Annotated in this window: 13 protein-coding genes; 8 read left to right on the top strand and 5 right to left on the bottom strand. The window is 67.4% G+C overall.

Features of this window, described 5'->3' with window-relative positions; genetic code table 11:
- Positions 1-448: 448 nt before the first annotated feature.
- Complete coding sequence (hemL, locus tag AC07XB_RS27540; protein ID WP_492831695.1) at positions 449-1,738, bottom strand: glutamate-1-semialdehyde 2,1-aminomutase; 1,290 nt, start codon at positions 1,736-1,738, stop codon at positions 449-451.
- Between the two features lie 215 nt (positions 1,739-1,953).
- On the opposite strand from hemL, the gene AC07XB_RS27535 reads away from it, so the two are divergent.
- From AC07XB_RS27535 to AC07XB_RS27510, 6 genes are all read left to right on the top strand, one after another.
- Positions 1,954-2,124 carry a rubredoxin gene (locus AC07XB_RS27535; protein ID WP_006159034.1) on the top strand — a complete coding sequence of 57 codons (171 nt, stop codon included), beginning with the start codon at positions 1,954-1,956 and terminating at the stop codon, positions 2,122-2,124.
- Positions 2,125-2,570: 446 nt separating this feature from the next.
- Entirely contained in the window at positions 2,571-3,065 is a 495-nt protein-coding gene (locus AC07XB_RS27530; RefSeq protein WP_006159033.1) for a response regulator, read from the top strand.
- Between the two features lie 26 nt (positions 3,066-3,091).
- Complete coding sequence (locus tag AC07XB_RS27525) at positions 3,092-3,460, top strand: response regulator (RefSeq protein WP_043344417.1); 369 nt, start codon at positions 3,092-3,094, stop codon at positions 3,458-3,460.
- A gap of 66 nt (positions 3,461-3,526) precedes the next feature.
- Positions 3,527-4,096: a chemotaxis protein CheW gene (locus tag AC07XB_RS27520; protein ID WP_492831693.1), complete on the top strand. Its 570-nt coding sequence runs from the start codon at positions 3,527-3,529 to the stop codon at positions 4,094-4,096.
- Between the two features lie 102 nt (positions 4,097-4,198).
- Positions 4,199-6,367, top strand: a complete 2,169-nt coding sequence (locus AC07XB_RS27515) for a methyl-accepting chemotaxis protein (RefSeq protein WP_492376600.1) — start codon at positions 4,199-4,201, stop codon at positions 6,365-6,367.
- Positions 6,368-6,464: 97 nt separating this feature from the next.
- Positions 6,465-12,479 (top strand): Hpt domain-containing protein, encoded by a 6,015-nt coding sequence (locus tag AC07XB_RS27510; RefSeq protein ID WP_492831691.1) that lies wholly within the window; start codon positions 6,465-6,467, stop codon positions 12,477-12,479.
- Positions 12,480-12,910: 431 nt separating this feature from the next.
- Here the strand turns inward: AC07XB_RS27510 and AC07XB_RS27505 are convergent, their stop codons facing one another.
- From AC07XB_RS27505 to AC07XB_RS27495, 3 genes are all read right to left on the bottom strand, one after another.
- Positions 12,911-14,215, bottom strand: a complete 1,305-nt coding sequence (locus AC07XB_RS27505) for an MFS transporter (protein WP_492376736.1) — start codon at positions 14,213-14,215, stop codon at positions 12,911-12,913.
- Between the two features lie 125 nt (positions 14,216-14,340).
- Positions 14,341-14,583, bottom strand: coding sequence for a hypothetical protein (locus tag AC07XB_RS27500; RefSeq protein ID WP_006162792.1), 243 nt, complete (start codon positions 14,581-14,583; stop codon positions 14,341-14,343).
- Complete coding sequence (locus AC07XB_RS27495; RefSeq protein ID WP_492830441.1) at positions 14,576-16,012, bottom strand: aldehyde dehydrogenase family protein; 1,437 nt, start codon at positions 16,010-16,012, stop codon at positions 14,576-14,578. Before AC07XB_RS27495 ends, AC07XB_RS27500 begins: the two co-directional genes overlap by 8 nt.
- A gap of 188 nt (positions 16,013-16,200) precedes the next feature.
- Here AC07XB_RS27495 and ppa point away from each other — a divergent pair, with 188 nt between their 5' ends.
- Together ppa and AC07XB_RS27485 are read left to right on the top strand one after the other, a co-directional pair.
- A complete protein-coding gene (ppa, locus tag AC07XB_RS27490) occupies positions 16,201-16,728 on the top strand; it encodes an inorganic diphosphatase (protein WP_043344428.1) in 528 nt (175 codons plus the stop codon).
- Positions 16,729-16,908: 180 nt separating this feature from the next.
- Entirely contained in the window at positions 16,909-17,463 is a 555-nt protein-coding gene (locus tag AC07XB_RS27485) for a cytochrome b (RefSeq protein ID WP_492830442.1), read from the top strand.
- A 22-nt stretch (positions 17,464-17,485) separates the two neighbouring features.
- Here AC07XB_RS27485 and AC07XB_RS27480 read toward each other — a convergent pair whose 3' ends face one another.
- Entirely contained in the window at positions 17,486-18,745 is a 1,260-nt protein-coding gene (locus AC07XB_RS27480) for a GNAT family N-acetyltransferase (protein WP_492376739.1), read from the bottom strand.
- Between the last annotated feature and the right edge of the window lie 45 nt (positions 18,746-18,790).

Raw genomic sequence — 18,790 nt, 5'->3', positions numbered from 1 at the left:
AAAGAGCGGCCGGGGGCCAAACTCACATCGCCTTAAGGCGATGCTCAAACATGGCCCCCTCTTTTCCGCTCTTTTTGCCTGCCGACGAGGCGCCCCATAACGGGAGATGAAAGACAGACGGCTCGCTGCGCATCGCGGGCGGGTGATTTCCGCCTGGGGGCGGAAATCACGGCTACACCGAATGGTGTTCGATCCCACTGGGTCGGCCGTGTTTCCCGCCCCCAGGCGGGAAACACCTGAGCGCGATGCGCAGCGAGCCGTGGAGGTGTGCCAAGGCCGTATGGGGCGCCTTTTTTGCCTACTTTTTTGGCAAGACAAAAAAGTAGGTCGCCTCCCCGCAGGGGAGGTGAAACTGCAGTTGCCTTTTAGCTTCTGACCTTGAAGTGGCAGTTAAGCACTTGCACTTGCAGTTGCAGTTCAAAGACCAACAACACAGACCCTCAGACCCTCATGCCGCGAAAGCCTTGCGGGCGGCTTCGATGGTAGTGGCGAGGATCGCGTCGTCGTGCTGCGCCGAGACGAAGCCCGCCTCAAAGGCGGACGGCGCCAGGTAGACGCCGGCATCCAGCATGGCGTGGAAGAAGCGGTTGAAGCGCGCGGTATCGCACTGCGTGACTTCAGCAAAGCTGCCCGGCACGCCCTCGCGGAAGTACAGGCCGAACATGCCGCCGATGGCATCCGCCGCGAACGGCACGCCGGCATCAGCCGCGGCCGCGGCCAGGCCGTCGGCCAGCTTGCGGGTTTGCGCGGCAAGGCGGTCATGGAAGCCCGGTGCCTGGATCAGCTTGAGGGTGGTCAGCCCGGCCGCCACCGCTAGCGGGTTGCCCGACAGCGTGCCGGCCTGGTACACGGCGCCCAGCGGCGCCAGGCAGGCCATGATGTCGCGCCGCCCGCCAAAGGCCGCCGCCGGCATGCCGCCGCCGATCACCTTGCCCAGGCAGGTCAGGTCCGGCGTGATGCCGTAATGCGCCTGCGCGCCGCCCAGCGCTACGCGAAAGCCGGTCATCACCTCGTCGAAGATCAGCACGGCGCCATGCTTGGTGCACAGCGAGCGCATGGCTTGCAGGAACGCATCGCTTGCGCGCACCAGGTTCATGTTGCCGGCCACCGGCTCCACGATCACCGCGGCGATCTCATCGGCGTGCTTGATAAAGGCTTGCTCGAGCTGCTCGACGTTGTTGTACTCCAGCACCATGGTGTGCTTGGTCACGTCGGCGGGCACGCCGGCCGAGGAGGGCGCGTTCTTGGTGGTGTCGGCAAAGGTCAGCAGGCCGGAACCCGCCTTGACCAGCAGGCTGTCGGCATGGCCGTGGTAGCAGCCCTCGAACTTCACGATCAGGTCGCGCTTGGTGAAGCCGCGCGCCAGGCGCAGCGCGCTCATGGTGGCCTCGGTGCCGGAGGAAACCAGGCGCACCTGCTCGATCGACGGCACCAGCTTGCAGATTTCCTCGGCCATCTCGATCTCGGCCTCGGTCGGCGCGCCGAACGAGAAGCTGTGGGCCGAGGTCTCCTGCACCGCGCGCACCACTTCGGGGTGGGCATGGCCGACGATCATCGGGCCCCAGGAGCCGATATAGTCGATGTAGCGCTGGCCGTCGGCGTCCCACATGTAAGCGCCTTCGGCGCGCGTGATGAAGCGGGGCGTGCCGCCCACCGAGCGGAAGGCGCGCACGGGCGAATTGACGCCGCCCGGAATGGTTTGCTGTGCGCGGTCGAAGAGCTGCTGGTTACGAGACATGGCTTTGCGTGAAATCAAAAGCGGGAGAAACGCGTTCTAACAGGCAGCAAGTTACCTTGAAGATGCCGGCAAAAAGGCTCAAATGCGAGGCATTTACGCGGTAACGTGCGCGAACACGGCGTATTTGGCCCGAATCCTGCTAGCCCGGCTGGCGCCGGCGGCGCCGATTCGGTACCATCTGGCCCTGAATTTTAATGGAGAGTGACTGGACCGTTATGGAATACAAGACCTGGATGTGCCTGATCTGCGGCTGGATTTACGACGAAGCTACCGGCGCGCCCGAAGACGGCATTGCCCCCGGCACCAAATGGGAAGACGTGCCCATCAACTGGACCTGCCCGGAATGCGGCGCGCGCAAGGAAGATTTCGAGATGGTGGCGCTCTGACATGCTCCAGGCTGGCTGGAGTTGCTAAACAGCAACGCTAACACCGCCGCGTCGCCAGCCAGCACAGGCTGGATGGCTTGATCTGGCCATGCGTCACCATGACGCGACCGTGACGACACCGCTTGGGGCCTCAGCCCGCCGCGTCGCGTCGCGTCGATGCGACAGATCGCCAGGGGCCGCCCGAGATTCCGGATTGACGGCCCCACGGCGACTTGTCACACTCTGTTTCAAATTTGAAAATCCACCCTTTGGGGGGTGGGCCGCGGCAGGCGCGGGTACCACGCGCCGCCGTTTGCCGGGCACCGGGGCTTTCCGGCCGGCGTGTTTTCGGGAATCAAATCGTTTTGTTTCGGGGGTCCGTCGGGGCGGCCAGGCTGCCTTGCGCGGAAGTTCTCAAGTGAATGCCGGCGTTTCCGTCAGGGAAACACGCTGGTCGCGGGAACGAGATGCGGGTCGCTCAACTACAAGAAGGTATTCGGGTCAACGCCGAGGTCAGCGGCGCGGTCGAAGCTGGCGCTGGCGCTAGCGGCGCTGCTGCGCCTGCGCGCCGCAAGGTGCTCGTCATTGACGATTCCAGCACCATTCGCCGCACCGCCGAGATCTTCCTGTCCCAGGCCGGCTGCCAGGTGCTGCTGGCCGAAGACGGCTTCGAGGCACTCGCCAAGGTCGGCGACATGCATCCGGACCTGATCTTCTGCGACATCCTGATGCCGCGCCTGGACGGTTACCAGACCTGCGCCCTCATCAAGAAAAGCCCCCGGTTCCATGCCATCCCGGTGATCATGCTGTCCTCCCGCGACGGCGTGTTCGACCGTTCGCGCGGCCGCCTGGTCGGCGCGCAAGACCATCTCGCCAAGCCTTTTACCCGTGAGTCGCTGCTGCAGGCGGTAGACGCCTGCGTGCCACGTGCCGCTGCCGTGGCCAGCCCCTTGCCGGCTTGAGCGCAATCCAAGGAATACCAATCATCATGACTATCAGCAAAATCCTTATCGTCGACGACTCCCCCACCGAAGCCCTGTTCATGTCCGACCTGCTCGGCAAGAAGGGCTTCAAGGTCTCGGTGGCCGGCAATAGCGAACAGGCCTTCGCCCGGCTCGAGAAGGAACCCTTCGACCTGATCCTGATGGACGTGGTGATGCCCGGCCAGAACGGCTACCAGGCGACCCGCGCGATCAAGCGCGACGACCGCTTCAAGGACATCCCCGTGATCATGTGCACCAGCAAGGGCCTGGACACCGACCGCATCTGGGGCATGCGCCAGGGCGCGGCAGACTACGTCGTCAAGCCGGTCGATGGCGAAGAACTGCTGACCAAGATCGCTGCGCTGGCGCACTGAGCCGCGCGCCGGTTTCCTGCCCGCTTGCATCCGAGCCCATCCTTGCCTTCTCACCGGAACCCGACCATGACCGCGCCGCGCCAGGATCTTCGTGCCCGCCAGACCCGGCTGCAGGACTACCAGGCCATGCTGGCCCGCAGGCTGCGCGAGGCGCGCAGCCTGCCGGCGGTGGACAGCTTCCTGGGCCTGCAGGTGGGACAGCGGCACTGGCTGCTGCCGTTGCCGGAGACGGGCGAGGTGCTGGAGATGCGCCAGCCCAGCCGCGTGCCGCTCACGCAGTCCTGGTACACCGGGCTGGTGAACGCGCGCGGCAGCCTGCTGGGCGTGATCGATTTCGGCCTGTTCTGCGGCGAGGGAGCCACCGCGCTGCAGCCGGGCAGCAAGATCGTGGTGCTGTCGCGCCAGGTGGAGCGTGCCTGCGGCATCCTGGCCACGCGCGTGATCGGGCTGCGCCATGCCGGCGACCTGTCGTTGCCGGTGGAAGCGGCGAACGCGCCGCCGGCGGGGCAGGATGCAGTGCCGGACTGGGAGGGGGCGCGTTTTGCCGATCGCGACGGGCGCGACTGGCAGGTGCTCGATGTGCGCAGGTTGCTGGCGTCACCGGCCTTCCTGCAGGTGGGCCGGCAGGCTGCCTGAACGCCGCGCGGCGCCGCTTGCAAGGATGCGAAGCCGCAACGGTGCAACGGCGCAACGGCACGGCGACAAATCAAATTCAAAAAATAACGGACAGAGGGTGCTATGGGTTTCAAGATGTTCAGCCTGGGTCGCCAGGCACCGGCGGCCGGTGCCGCCGAACTGGCGGCAGACGCCGCAGCCGCGCCCAGCACGCGAAGCACCCCGGCCGAGACGCTCTCGGGCCGGCTGTCCCGCATCCCGTTTGCCAGCCAGCAGCGCGCGCTGACCACCGGCGTGGTGGTGTCGCTGGCGGCGCTGCTGGCATCGGTGTATTTCGATAACCGCGAAGCCAACAACGGCGCGGCGCAGATCGAGATCGCCGGCGACATGCTGATGCACTCGCAGCGGCTGGCCAAGGCCGTGCCGGTGGCGCTGCTGGGCAACGCGCAGGCGTTCACGCAGCTGCGCCAGTCCAAGAGCGAGCTCGCGGGCGACTTGCAGGCGCTGCAAGACGGCAGCGATGCGAAGCACGTGCGCGCGACCGGCGCAGCCGCCGCGCCGCTGCTGGAAAAAGCGATGGAGTCCTGGCAGCGCACCGAGAAGAGCGCCGGTGACGTGCTGGCCCAGCAGCCCACCCTGACCACCATTGGCCAGACGCTGCAGATCTTCAACGCCTCCAACCCCGAACTGCTGGAAAGCGCGGAGCAGGTGGCGGCAATCAAGTTGCAAAGCGGCGCCAACGCGCGCGAGGTGGCTGCCTCCGCGCAGCTGGTGATGCTGACGCAGCGCCTGGGTAAGAACCTCAACGAGTTCCTGGCGGGCGAAGGCGTCAACCCGGAAACCGCGTTCCTGCTCGGCAAGGACACCAATACCTTCCGCGAAACCCTGGATGGCCTGATGAACGGCAGCGAAGCGCTGCGGCTGTCGGCGGCGGGAGATGCTGAAACCCGCGGCTACCTGCAGCAACTGTCGCAACGTTTCGACGCGGTGCAGAAGACCACCCAGACCATCCTGCAGAACCTGCCCGGCCTGATCGCCGCCAAGCGCGCGCAGCAGCAGATCTTCAACGACAACGAGGCACTGCGCGGCGAGCTGTCCGCGCTGCAGGCCGCTTATGCGCAAGGCGCGCGCGTGCGCCCGCTGACGCTGGGCGCCACCATCGTCTCGGCCTTGCTCACGCTGCTGTTCCTGGCCGGCCTGGCCGCGCTGTACCTGCGCGACTCGCGTGCCCGTACCCTCGAAGCCGAGGCCCGCGAGCGCGAGGCTGAAGCCCGCCGCCTGGATGAAAAGCGCAACAACGACGCGACCCAGAAGGCGATTTTGCAGTTGATGAACGAGTTGCAGGACATCGCCGACGGCGACCTGACCAAACAAGCCACCGTGACCGAGGACATCACCGGCGCCATCGCCGACTCGGTGAACTACACGGTGGAAGAACTGCGCGAACTGGTCGGCCGGGTGCAGCAGACCGCCGGCGAGGTGACGCAGGCATCGGGGCAGGTGCAGGACACCTCGACCGAGCTGGTCGCCGCCTCGGAAGAGCAATCGCGCCAGATCCGCCAGACCGGCGAATCGGTGGTGGAGATGGCGGACCGCATCACGCAGGTCTCGCGCGGCGCGGCGGAATCCGCCAACGTGGCGCGCGCCTCGCTGGCCGCGGCCGAGCAGGGCCAGCACGCGGTGCAGAACGCCATCGTCGGCATGAACGACATCCGCGAGCAGATCCAGGACACCTCCAAGCGCATCAAGCGCCTGGGCGAATCCTCGCAGGAGATCGGTGAAATCGTCGAGCTGATTTCCGACATTACCGAGCAGACCAACGTGCTGGCGCTGAACGCCGCCATCCAGGCCGCATCGGCCGGTGAAGCCGGGCGCGGCTTCTCGGTGGTGGCCGAAGAAGTGCAGCGGCTGGCAGAGCGCTCCGGCGAGGCAACCAAGCAGATCGGCGCGCTGATCCGCACCATCCAGACCGACACCCAGGACGCGGTGCACGCCATGGAGCGCAGCACGCAGGGCGTGGTGGAAGGGGCCAAGCTGTCGGACAACGCCGGCGCCGCGCTGGTGGAGATCGGCCGCGTGTCGCGCCAGCTCGCCGAGCTGATCGAGCAGATTTCCCAGACCACCTCGCATGAGGCGGGGCTGGCTACCGCGGTGGCACGCAATATCGAAGGGATCCTGCAGGTGACCGAGCAGACCTCGTCCGGCACGCGCCAGACGGCACTCTCGGTGCGCCAGCTGACCTTGCTGACCGAAGAGCTGCGCAATTCGGTGCTGCGATTCAAGATCGCCTGACGAGTCAGCATACGAGTCAGCATTGGTGTTCAACGCGAGCCCGCGCGGATGCGGGCCACGGACCGGCGCCACCGCATTGGACGCATTGGAAGCAGTCATGTCATTGAATTTCCCTGTCTCGCGCGAGGCCGCCGGCACCGATCCGGCCGTGCAGGATCCGCTGGCGCCGATCCCTTCGCCGGACCTGTCCGCCGAGCTGGCCGCCCCTGCCAGGAAGCCTGCCGCCCCGGTAGCTCGTGATCTTTCCGTGCTGGCCTGGCTGGCGCCGAGCCTGCGCGCCGCGCTGGATGACGCCGCGGCCGAGCTGGGCCATTACGTCGATGAAGTGCAGCAGGCGCCCGAGGCGCTGGGCGCGCGCGACACCACTTCGCTGCGCCTGGCCGGCCAGCACCTGCACCAGGCCGCCGGCGCGGTGCACATCGTTGGCCTGCGCGGGGTCGATCCGTATTGCCAGGCGCTGCGCCGCCTGCTCGAAGGCATCGATGGCGGCGCCGTGCCCGCCGACGCCCGCACGCTGGCCGCGTTCCGCCTCGGCGTGCAAGCGCTGGCCGAGTACGTCGACGACCTGATGGTTGGCGACGACGAAGATCCGGTGCGGCTGTTCTGTTCCTATGCCGACGTGCTGGGCCGCCTTGGCGAAGACCGCGTGCACCCCGCCGACCTGTGGGTGGACGAGCTGCAGATGCTGCCCGGCATCTTGCTGCCGATGCGCATGGCCTCCACGGTCACGCGCGCGCGCCAGCGCTTCGAGGCGGCGTTGCTCAAGGCGCTGCGCCTGCCGGTGCCATGCTCCGAGCCGAGCCTGTTGCACGAGGCCTATCTGCCGCTGGAGTCCGCGCTGGAAGACGTACGCGCGAGCGAGCAGGAACTGCGCCGGGCCACCGACCATCCAGACCGCGGCGTGTGGCATGTGCTGGCGCTGGTGTTCGGCGCGCTGGCCCACGGCCTGCTGCCGTCGGACCTGCTGGCCAAGCGGCTGGCTGGGCGTGCCCACCTGCTGCTGCGCCAGTACCTGCAAGGCCAGGTGCGGGTGCCGCAAGCCTTGCTCAACGACGCCGTGTACCTGCTGGTCACCACCAGCGGAACGCCGCCCGCGGACGAACCGCAGGGCGCGCCCGTGCTGGTGCTGCGCTCCGCCATTCGCGAATGCCTGCAAGCCTTCCGCATCGATGCGGCGCATGCCACCGTGCATGCCGACTTCCGCGTGCGCTACTACGGCTGGCTCGACCCGATCGACACCCGCAACCTGCAGCAGGCGGCCACTGCGCTCGAGCGGGCCGCTGCCGCTGGCCCGGATCACGGTGAATGGCATAACGCGCTCGCCGTGCTGGCCGAAGCCGCGCAGCCGCTGGCCCAGCCGGCGCTGCTGCGCTGCCTGGATGCCGCGCTGCAGGTCCGCCCTGGTGCCGATGATCCCTTTGGCGCCAGCGCCATTGCCTTGTTCCTGGGGCGGGCACTGGCGCTGCCATGGCGCGTGCATGGCAGCACCGGGCACGCGGCGGCGGCCGAGTTCGCACGGCGTTGCGATGAACTGACCTTGTACCTTGGCGCGCATGAGCGTGGCGAGCCCGCTGCGCAAGCGCCGCGCTGGCTCGCGCAGATGGTGGACCAGGCGCGCACCCAACGCCTGCGCGAGGCGGCAGTGGCGCAACTGCGCGGCCACCTCGACAGCGGCGAATCCTGGCTCGATGCCTATGACCGCGATGCCACCCGCGCCGAAGCCGGCGCGCACCTGCGCGACGCCGAACGCGCGTTCGCGGCACTCGCCGGCACGCTGGCTGGCTTGCGCGAGGCCGGCGCGCTGCCAGAAGCCTTGCAGGCCGATGCGCTTGTGGTAGCGGCGGCGCTGGAGCGCGTGATGCCAGCGCTGGAATGGCTTGCCGGCACGCGCGCCACGCAGGCTGCAGGCGAGCCTGTCAGCGCCGCCGACGCGGTGAGCGAGCGCGCTGGCCACCTTGCCGCGATTGCCGGCGAGCTGGGTGTTGTGCATGCCTTTATCGATGCGCTGGCATTTGGCCGTGCCGCATCAGCGGACACGCATGCCGATGCCGTCGACGTTACCGCGCAAGACGAGCAGGGCGGCGCGGTTTCCCACGCGACGCTGCTAGCCAAGGCGCGCGCGGCAGCCAACGAGGCGATGCGCCATCCGGCGGCCGCTGACGCGCCCGAAGTGAAGGCGCTGCGCGCGGCGCTGCAGGCGATGAACGAGCAGGCCGCCATCGACGACGCAGCTGGCCTGCGCCGCCAGGCCGGCGAAGCTACCACGCAGCTCAATGCCTGGCTCGCCGGCTCCCACGGCGCGGCCGAGCGCCTGGTGGTGGCGCTGGCCGAGGCGCTGCCGGCCAGCGTGCCCGGCACGCCCGCGCCAGCGGCAGCCATGCCCGCCGCGGCCGATGCCGCCGCCATCGACGCCGAACTGCTGGATATCTTCCTGACCGAAGCGGTCGAAGTGCTGGGCGAGGTCGCCAATGATCTCGGCGGCGGCCTCCACGCGCTGGCGGATGCCGATACCATCAGCCGCCTGCGCCGCGCCTTTCATACGCTCAAGGGATCCAGCCGGATGGTCGGCCTGCATCGCTATGGCGAAGCAGCCTGGGCAATCGAGCAGGTGATGAACCTTTGGATTGCCGAGGCCCGCGCCCCGGCGCCGGTCCTGCTGGACTTGTTGCTGCGTGCCCACGATGAGCTGTCTGGTTGGGTGAACGCACTGCGCGGCGATGCCCATGCCGCGCACGATGCCACGGGCCTGCTGGCCGCGGCGCAGTCTGTGCGCGCGGGTGAGCAGCCCGAGGACGAACAGGTGCTGGAAGCACAACCGGTGATGGAGCTGGAACCCGTGCCAGGTATCCAGCCCCCTGCGCAGGATGCAGAGCACCCGGCCGAGGCCGAAGTGGACAACACGGTGGCGGCGGATGCCAAGGTCATTCCTTTCCGCTTTGCCAGCACGCCAGCCGAGGAAAACGACCACTTCAAGCTGATCGGCCCGGTGCGCATCAGCCTGCCGCTTTACAACGTCTACCTGCAGGAAGCCGACGACCTCATCCGCCAGTTCGCCACCGATCTCTCCGAGTGGCGCCACGAGGGCCGTCCCTGCCCGAGCGAGCTGGCGCTGCGTGTCGCGCATACCTTGCAAGGCAGCGCTTCCACGGTCGGCCTGGAACCGGTACGCGCCATTGCCGAGGCGCTTGAGCGTCTGATGCTGCAGCTCGGCGCGCACCCGGTGGCGATGCACCCGGGTGACTTCCGCTTGCTGGAGCAGGCGGTGGAGCGCGTGCGCGGCATGCTGCACCAGTTTGCCGCGGGCATCTGGCCTGCCGCCGATGACGCGCTCTGCCGCAGCCTGCTGGAGCTTGGCGAGCGCGCCATGGTGCGCCCGCGCCTGGCGCTGCCGGCGGTGGAGCTGCTGGCCGAGGCCGAGGACGCGCCGGTTGCGCAGCTGTTTGGCAAGCTGCCCGGCGCGGCCAATGCCGGCATGCTGCACGACGCCACCGTCACGCCCCTGCATGCGGTGCAAGCACAAGCGGCCCCGGGTGTCACGGATACGCCGGACGAGCAAGCCACCGAGGTCGCCGAGGAAGCCCCCGATCCGGCGCTCGTCGAGATTTTCCTGGAAGAAGCGCACGGCAGCTTGCCGGAGCTGGGCAAGCTGCTGCGTGGCTGGGAGGCCGCCTGCGGCGATGGCGAGCATGCCAGCCACGCCGGCCTGATCCTGCGCGCGCTGCACACGCTCAAGGGCAGCGCCCGGATGGCCGGCGCCATGGCGCTGGGCCAGGCCGCCCACGAAATGGAAACCCTGCTCGATGCCGCCGTGCGCGCCGATCGCGTGGGGCCGCTCCTGTTCGTGCGCCTGTACGCCTGGTACGACCGTATCCTCGCGCATAGCGAGGCGCTGCAGGCAGGCCGCCTGCTGCCGGTGGACGATCCCGATCTGATCAACACCATGACCGGGCAGAACAGCGCGCCGGACGAGGCGCCGGTTCCGGCCGCACCCGCCGCACCCACACCTGCGCCTGTGCAAGACGCGCCACAAGCTGGTGTTGCCAGCCACGCCGCGCCGCCGAGCGCCACGGTGCAGCCGTGGCTGCCCAGTGCGCCTATGCGGCCGGTGGGGGCATCCCTGCCGGTGCCCGCAATGGGCGCTGCGCTGGCCCCCGCCACCGACGCCGTCGAACGCCAGCGCGCGCTGGTGCGGGTGCAGGCCCGCACCCTTGATACGCTGATCACCGATGCCGGCGAAGTCGGCGCGACGCGCGCGCGGCTGGAGAGCGAGCTCGACGCGATGCGCAGCTACCTGGGCGAGCTCAACGACAACGTGGCGCGCTTGCGCGGCCAGTTGCGCGAGATCGAGATCCAGGCCGAGTCGCAGATGGCCTCGCGCACTGCCGATGCCCAGCACACGGTCGAGTTCGATCCGCTCGAGTTCGATCGCTTCACGCGTTTCCAGGAGCTGACGCGGATGATGGCCGAGTCGGTCAACGACGTGGCCACCGTCGAGCAAAACCTGCAGCGCGGCTTCGATCGCGCCGCCGGCGACCTCGACGCGCAAGCCCGCCTCACGCGTGGCCTGCAGCGCAGCCTGATGCAGGCGCGCATGGTGCAGTTCGACGCGCTGGCCGAGCGTTTGTATCGCGTGGCGCGCCAGGCCGCCAGCGAGACCGGCAAGGAAGTGCGCCTGCTGATCAAGGGCGGCACCGTAGAGGTCGACCGCTCCGTGCTGGACCGCATGGCCGGCCCGATCGAGCACCTGATCCGCAATGCCGTTGTGCACGGCATCGAGTCCGCCGACGTGCGCCGCGCCGCGGGCAAGCCCGCCACCGGTGCGCTCACACTGGAAGTGCAGCAAGAAGGCAATGAGGTGGTGCTGCACTTCGTGGACGATGGCGGCGGCCTGGACCTCGTGCGCATCCGCGCGCGCGCCATCGAGCGCGAGCTGCTGGCGCCGGACGATGATGCGGGCGATGCCCGCCTCACCGAGATGATCTTCGCCCCAGGCTTCAGCACCGCGGATACGGTGTCGGAGCTGGCGGGGCGCGGTGTCGGCATGGACGTGGTGCGCGCTGAAACGGTGGCGCTGGGCGGGCGCATCGCGCTGGCCACGCAATACGGGCAGGGCACCCGCTTTACCGTGCACCTGCCGCTGACGACAGCCATTACGCAAGTGCTGCTGGTCACGCTGGGCGGGCGGCCCTTCGCCATCCCCAGCGGCATGATCGACCAGGTTCAGCAACTGCGCTCGCAAGGCCTGCTTGAAGCCTACAACCAGGGCAGCCTCGACGCGCCCGGCGGCGCCGTGCCGTTCCACTACCTCGGCACGCTGCTGGAGGAAACGCCGGCGGTAGCCGCAGGCAAGAAGTATTCGCCGGTGGTGGTGGTGCGCAGCGGTGTCGAGCGCATCGCCGTGCACGTGGACGAAGTGATCGGCAACCGCGAAGTGGTGGTCAAGCACATCGGCCCGCACCTGGCACGCCTCGAGGGCATTGCCGGCGCGACCACGCTTGGTGACGGCGAGATCGTGCTGATCTACAACCCGGTCGTGCTGGCGCAGCGCTTCGTGCGCGAGCGCGGCGAGCTGGCCCGTCCGCAGCTTGCCGCTCTGCCGCATCTGCCCCAGCCAGCGCAGCAGCCGACGCTGGGTGCGGTGGCCGAGTTCTCGCAAGGCGGCGCGGCTCCGGTGCAAGGGCTGGCCACGCAGCCGACCGTCATGGTGGTCGACGACTCACTGACCGTGCGCAAGGTCACGCATCGCTTGCTGACGCGGGCCGGCTACCAGGTGGTGCTGGCGCGCGATGGTGTGGACGCGTTGCGGCAGTTGCAGGAGGTGATGCCTGACGCGATGCTGGTCGACATCGAGATGCCGCATATGGATGGTTTTGACCTGACGCGCAATGTGCGGGCGGATAGCCGGACTGCGCATATGCCGTTGGTGATGATCACTTCGCGCACGGCGGAGAAGCATCGGCGTTATGCGGCCGAGATCGGGGTGAATGTTTATTTGGGTAAGCCGTATAACGAGGATGAGCTGCTCACTACGTTGCAGCATTTGTTGGGTGAGCGGGCGGTTGGGATGGCGGGGTCGGTGGCGCAGATGCTGGGGGAGGATGCGGGGAATTGATGGTGGTGGTGGGTGGTTGACTGCAACTGCAACTGCAACTGCTGTTTCACCACCCCTTCGGGGCGGAGACCTACTTTCTTGTCTTGCCAAGAAAGTAGGCAAAGAAGGCGCGCCGGATGGGGCGACTACCCCCTCGGGCTTCGACGAAAAGAGCGGCCGGGACCCAAACTCGCATCGCCTTAAGGCGATACTCAGACATGGGTCCCTCTTTTCCGCTCTTTTCGCCGAATCCCGAGGCGCCCCATACGGCCTTGGCACACCTTGACGGCTCGCTTCGCATCGCGCTGGGGTGTTCCCCGCCTGGGGGCGGGTCACACGGCTACACTGAATCGATGCTCTGACTCTTCCGCTGGTTTGCTCCCCTCTCCCACTTGTGGGAGAGGGGCCAGGGGAGAGGGCGGGCATACCTTGTGGCGCCGGCCCTTGATCTCCTACTTGTTCACCATCCGCGCCGGCACCGACAGTGTCAACGCCGCACCCACCACCAGACACGCCGCCAGCAGGTACATCCCGGAGTCCGTGCTCTGCGTCAGGTCCTTCAGCCAGCCTACGGCGTAGGGGCTGATGAACCCAGCAAGATTCCCCAGCGAATTGATCAGCGCGATCCCCGCGGCCGCGCCCGTGCCAGCCAGGAAGGCCGTCGGCAGGCTCCAGAAGAGCGGTAGGGTGGTCAGGATGCCGATGGTGGCCAGCGTGAGGCCGAGCAGCGCCAGCACGGTGTTGTTGTGCCATTGCACTGACAGCACCAGGCCGACTGCGCCCAGCAGCGCGGGAACGGCGATATGCCAGCGGCGTTCGCGGGTGCGGTCGGCGCTGTAGGCCACCAGCACCATGCCGACCACCGCGCAGCCGTAGGGGATGGCGGTGAGCAGGCCGATGTCCAGCGGGCTCTTCACGCCGGTCTGCTTGATGATGGTGGGCAGCCAGAAGCTCACGCCGTACAGGCCCATCACGAAGCTAAAGTAGATCGCGCTCATCAGCCACACGCGCGGGCTGGACAGCACCTTGCCGATCGGCGCATCTTCCTTGTGCATGTCCTCGGCGGCGATATTGCGCTGGAGCAGGGCCTTCTCTTCGTGGCTCAGCCACTTGGCGTGGACGATGCGGTCGTCCAGGTAGGCCAGCACCACCAGCCCTACCAGCACCGACGGGATGCCTTCGAGCAGGAACATCCATTGCCAGCCGGACCAGCCGTTGCGGCCGTCGAACGATTGCATCATCCAGCCTGACAGCGGCCCACCGATCACGCCGGAGAGCGCGATTGCGGTCATGAAGAAGGTGGTGGTGCGCCCGCGCCGGTGCGACGGGTACCAGTAGGTCAGGTAGAGGATGATGCCGGGGAAGAAGCCGGCCTCGGCGATCCCCAGCAGGAAGCGCAGCACGTAGAACATGGTCGGCGTGGTGACGAACATCATCGCCGCCGAGATCACGCCCCAGGTGATCATGATCCGCGCGATCCAGATGCGCGCGCCGACCTTGTGCAGGATCACGTTGCTGGGCACTTCGAACAGGAAGTAGCCGATGAAGAAGATGCCCGCGCCGAGGCCATAGATGGTCTCGCTGAACTTCAGGTCGCCGAGCATCTGCAGCTTGGCGAAGCCGACGTTGACGCGGTCCAGGTATGCCACCACGTAGCAAAGCAAAAGGAACGGCACCAGGCGCAAGGTCACCTTGCGGTAGGTGGCGTCCTCGAACGCGGGGTCGGCGGCGCCGGAGTGTACTGCGGTTGTTGTCATGCTGTCTCCTCTTGGATCTGTAGATCTACATGGATCTATTTTTCTGGTTGCACGATACCGCTGGGTCGGCGCCGCTTGCCGCATGCGGCGCCGGAAAAAACATCTGCTATGTCTGCGCCAATGCCTTAGTGCGAGAACGGGCCGCGGCCGCGCAGCGCGTTGGCGACCATCATCAGCGCGAGCAGGAAGGGCAGCGCCACGTAGAGGCACCAGTGCACGCGGTCCCCCACGGTGTCGCCCCATTTGCGCTTGAAGACCTGCAGGCGCGGCATGGCCGAGGGGTTGGTGGCGCGTTTGTTTCTGACGTGCCACGCCATCCAGAAGAAGAAAATGGCGAAGGCGACGGACAGGAAGTTGATATTACCCATGTTGAATGGCGATGGTTTTCAGTGTGGTGAATCCGTACAGGGCTTCGAAGCCCTTCTCGCGGCCGTAGCCTGACTGCCCGCTGCCGCCAAAAGGTAGCTCTACCCCGCCGCCGGCACCGTAGTTGTTGATAAAGACCTGGCCCGCGCGCAGCTTGTGCGCCAGGCGCAGCTGGCGCGCGCCATCGCGGGTCCAGATGCCGGCGACCAGGCCATAGGGCGTGCCGTTGGCGAGCGCGATGGCTTCTGCCTCGGTGTCGAACGGCGTGGCGGCCAGCAGTGGGCCAAACACTTCCTCCTGCGCCAGCCGGTGCGTGGGCGGCACGTCGCGGAACAGCATCGGCACCTGGTAATAGCCGGACTCCGGCGCTTGCGCCACGATCTGGCCTTGCGCCATGGCGGTAATGCCAGCGTGCTGCGCATCGGAGACGAAATCCCAGACGCGCTGCTGCTGCTTGCGGTTGATCAGCGGGCCGCATTCCAGGTCCAGCTCCGACGGCCCTACGCGCAAGGACTCGAACACCGTGGCCAGGCGGTCGAGCACGGCGTTGTAAAGCGGGCGTTCCACCAGCACGCGGCTGCCGGCCGAGCAGGTCTGGCCCGCGTTTTGCACGATGCCGTTGACGATGACCGGCACCAGCGCGTCGATGTCGGCATCGGCAAAGACGATCTGGGGCGACTTGCCGCCGAGCTCCAGCGTGACCGGCACGTGGTTTTCGGCCGCCATCTGCGCGATCAGCTTGCCGGTCTGCGGCGAGCCGGTGAAGGAGATGTGGTTGACGCCGGTGTGGCGCGCCAGCGCGGCGCCGGCTTCATGGCCGTAGCCGGTGACGATGTTCAGCGCGCCCTCGGGCAGGCCGGCCTCGGCCGCCAGCTCCGCCACGCGCAGCAGCGACAGGCAGGCGTCTTCGGCGGGCTTGACCACGCAGGCATTGCCCGTGGCCAGCGCCGCGCCCACGCTGCGCCCGAAGATCTGCAGCGGGTAGTTCCACGGGATGATGTGGCCGGTCACGCCATGCGGCTCGCGCACGGTCAGCACGGTAAAGCCGGGCTGGTAGGGGATGGTCTGGCCGTGCAGCTTGTCGACCGCGCCGGCGTAGAACTCGAAGTAGCGCGCCACGGCGCGCGCGTCGGCGGTGGCCTGGCGCAGGGGCTTGCCGGTATCGCGCGCTTCCAGCGCGGCGAGCTCGGCCTCGTGCTCGATCAGCGTCAGCGCCACGCGGTTGAGCAGGCGGGAGCGCTCGGCGGGCGCCATCGCGCCCCAGGCGCCGTCGGCGGCCTGGCGCGCGGCGTGCACGGCCACGTTGATGTCGACCGCGTTGCCGCGGGCGATTTCGGCGAAAGGCTCGCCGCTGGATGGGTCGAATACCTTGATGCGCAAGCCGGAGTCCGGCGCGATCAGGCGGTTGGCAACGAAGTGCTGGGCGTGCATTGGATGGCTCCGGCTGGATGCGACTGCCAGGTTGTGGCTGGCAGTGCGCCTGTCGATGCGGCTTGCGGACAATCCGCCATTATCACTCACGGCGCGAGACGCGCAAGGCACGCGCGCGTCAGGCCTGGGTCAGCTTCGAAACGCTATAATGCCCGCCATCCTCAAACACAGGCATCTGGAGAGCAAGCATGAGCTTCAACCTCGTTTCCCCCGGCAAGGACATCCCGAACGATTTCAACGTCATCATCGAAATCTCCGCCCAGAGCGATCCGGTGAAGTACGAAGCCGACAAGGAAACCGGCCTGCTCTTCGTCGACCGTTTCATCGGCACGGGCATGCGCTACCCGGCCAACTACGGCTTCATTCCCCAGACCCTGTCGGGCGACGGCGACCCCGTCGACGTGCTGGTGCTCTCGCCGTTCCCGATCCTGGCCGGCGCAGTGGTGCGCTGCCGCGCGCTGGGCATGCTCAAGATGACCGATGAGTCCGGCGTGGATGCCAAGCTGGTCGCCGTGCCGCTGGACAAGCTGTCGCCCGCCACCGCCTTCATGAAGGGCCTGTCGGACGTGCCGCAGAACCTGCTGGACCAGATCAAGCACTTCTTTGAGAACTACAAGGCACTCGAGGCAGGCAAGTGGGTCAAGGTGGAAGGCTGGGCCGGCATTGAAGAAGCCCACAAGGAAATCACCGACGGCGTGGCGAACTACACCAAGTAAGCTCCCGCATCCACGGTCAGTCTTGCCGGAATCCGGCGCGTGGCTGAACCGATGCTGAAAAAACCCCGCTGCGGCGGGGTTTTTTGTTGCGCCAGGCTTGATGGAAACCAAAGACGCCATAAAGCCGGTGGGTTAAGCTTCAATCACAGAACAACTCGGCAGGCAAACTGCCAATTCCCCATGTCCGCTACCTTTTCGACGCCGTCCACCATGGCACGGTATTCCGGCCCGGCGGTGTTCTTCCACTGGGCAGTGTTCCTGCTGATTGCCACCGCGTACGCCGCGATCGAGCTCAAAGGCTTTCTGCCCAAGGGCAGCGCATCCCGGGCATTGTCGATGTCGGTGCACACTTGGGCTGGCGCGCTGGTGCTCATCCTGGCGGTGCCGCGCCTGCTGTGGCGCCTGGTGCGCGGCGCGCCGGCGCCCGAGCCCGGTCCGCGCTGGATGCAGCTGCTCGGCAGTGCCATGCACCTTGTGCTCTATCTGTTCATTTTCGTGCAGCCCGTGCTGGGCCTGTTGGCCCTCAACGCCGGCGGCCACCTGCTGACGGTGCCAGGCCTTGGCATCGAGCTGTCCTCGCTGGTGGCGCAGAGCAAGGACCTGAAAGAGACCCTCGAGGACGTCCACGGCACGCTGGGCACCGCCTTCTACACGGTGATCGGGCTGCACGCCATCGCGGCGCTGTTCCACCACTACATGCTGGGCGATAACACGCTGCGGCGCATGTGGCGCTAAACGCGCGCCGGGCAAGCCGGCCCTAGCTGCGCGCAAACGGCGTGCGGTCGTTCAGCTCGTCCAGGTAGGCGTCGATGCCCTGGCGCTCGCGCACCAGGAAACGCTCCACGGCATCGGCAAAGGACGGGTGCGCCAGCCAGTGGGCAGAGCGGGTCGCCACGGGCAGGAAGCCTCGCGCCATCTTGTGCTCGCCCTGGGCGCCACCTTCGAAGGTGCGGATGCCCTGGGCTATGCAAAACTCCAGCGGCTGGTAGTACGCCGTCTCGAAATGCAGGCAGGGGTGGTGCTCGAGCGCGCCCCAGTAGCGCCCGAACAAGGTGCTGCGCGCCGGGTCGTCGTCATAGACCACCAGGGACGCGGCAATCGGCTGGCCGGCACGCTCGGCGACCACCAGCAGCAGGTTCTCTGGCATGGCGGCGCCGATGCGCTGGAAGAAATCCAGGTTCAGGTAGGGCGTGGAATGATGCTCGCGGTACGTTTGCCGGTAGCAGCGGTTGAAAAAGCGCCATTGCGCCTCGTCGATCTCGGGCCCGCGCAACTGGCGGAAGGTGATGCCGGCGTCGGCCACGCGGCGCCGTTCGGCGCGGATGTTCTTGCGTTTCTTTTGCGAGAGCGTGGCCAGGAACGCTTCGAAGCTCTCATAGCCAGGGTTGGTCCAGTGGAACTGCACGCCGTGGCGCATCAGCATGCCGGCGTCTTCCATCAGCGCGGCCTCGTGCTCGTCGGGAAACAGCACGTGCAGGGAGGACAACTGGCTTTGTTCCGCCACCGCCAGCGCACATTGCAGCAGGCAGCGGCGCGCGTCTTCGTCCTCGGCCAGCAGCCGCGCACCCTGCACGGGCGTGAAGGGAACCGCGGACAGCAGCTTGGGGTAGTAGGGCAGGCGATGCTGCGCGTAGGCGTCGGCCCAGGCCCAGTCGAACACGTATTCCCCGTAAGAGTGCGACTTCGCGTACAGCGGCATGGCCGCCGCCAGGCGCTCGCCACCCTCGGCGCGCCGCGCCCATAGCGTCAGGTAGCGCGGACTCCAGCCGGTCTCGTCGCAGGCGCTGCCACTGGCATGCATGGCGTGCAGGAAGGCGTGGCGCAGGAACGGCGTGGCCCCGGGCTGGGCCGCCACCAGGGCGTCCCACTCGGCCTCGGGCAGCTCGGACAGATCGAAAACGATCTGCGTGCGATAATTCTCCACCCGCTCGTGTTCCTGCCGGCCTTGTGCCGCAGCCGCCCCCGGGGTGGCCGCGTCAGGCTGGTCGGAGCCGGGCTTGAAAGATTCAGACTGCATTGCGCTAGATTTGCTCATCATCGGCGCTGCCCTCGGGCGGCGCCC

Source organism: Cupriavidus sp. GW821-FHT02F09 (assembly GCF_059421605.1).
Note: the sequence above shows the minus strand (reverse complement) of the source record. Positions and strands in the feature narration are given on the sequence as shown.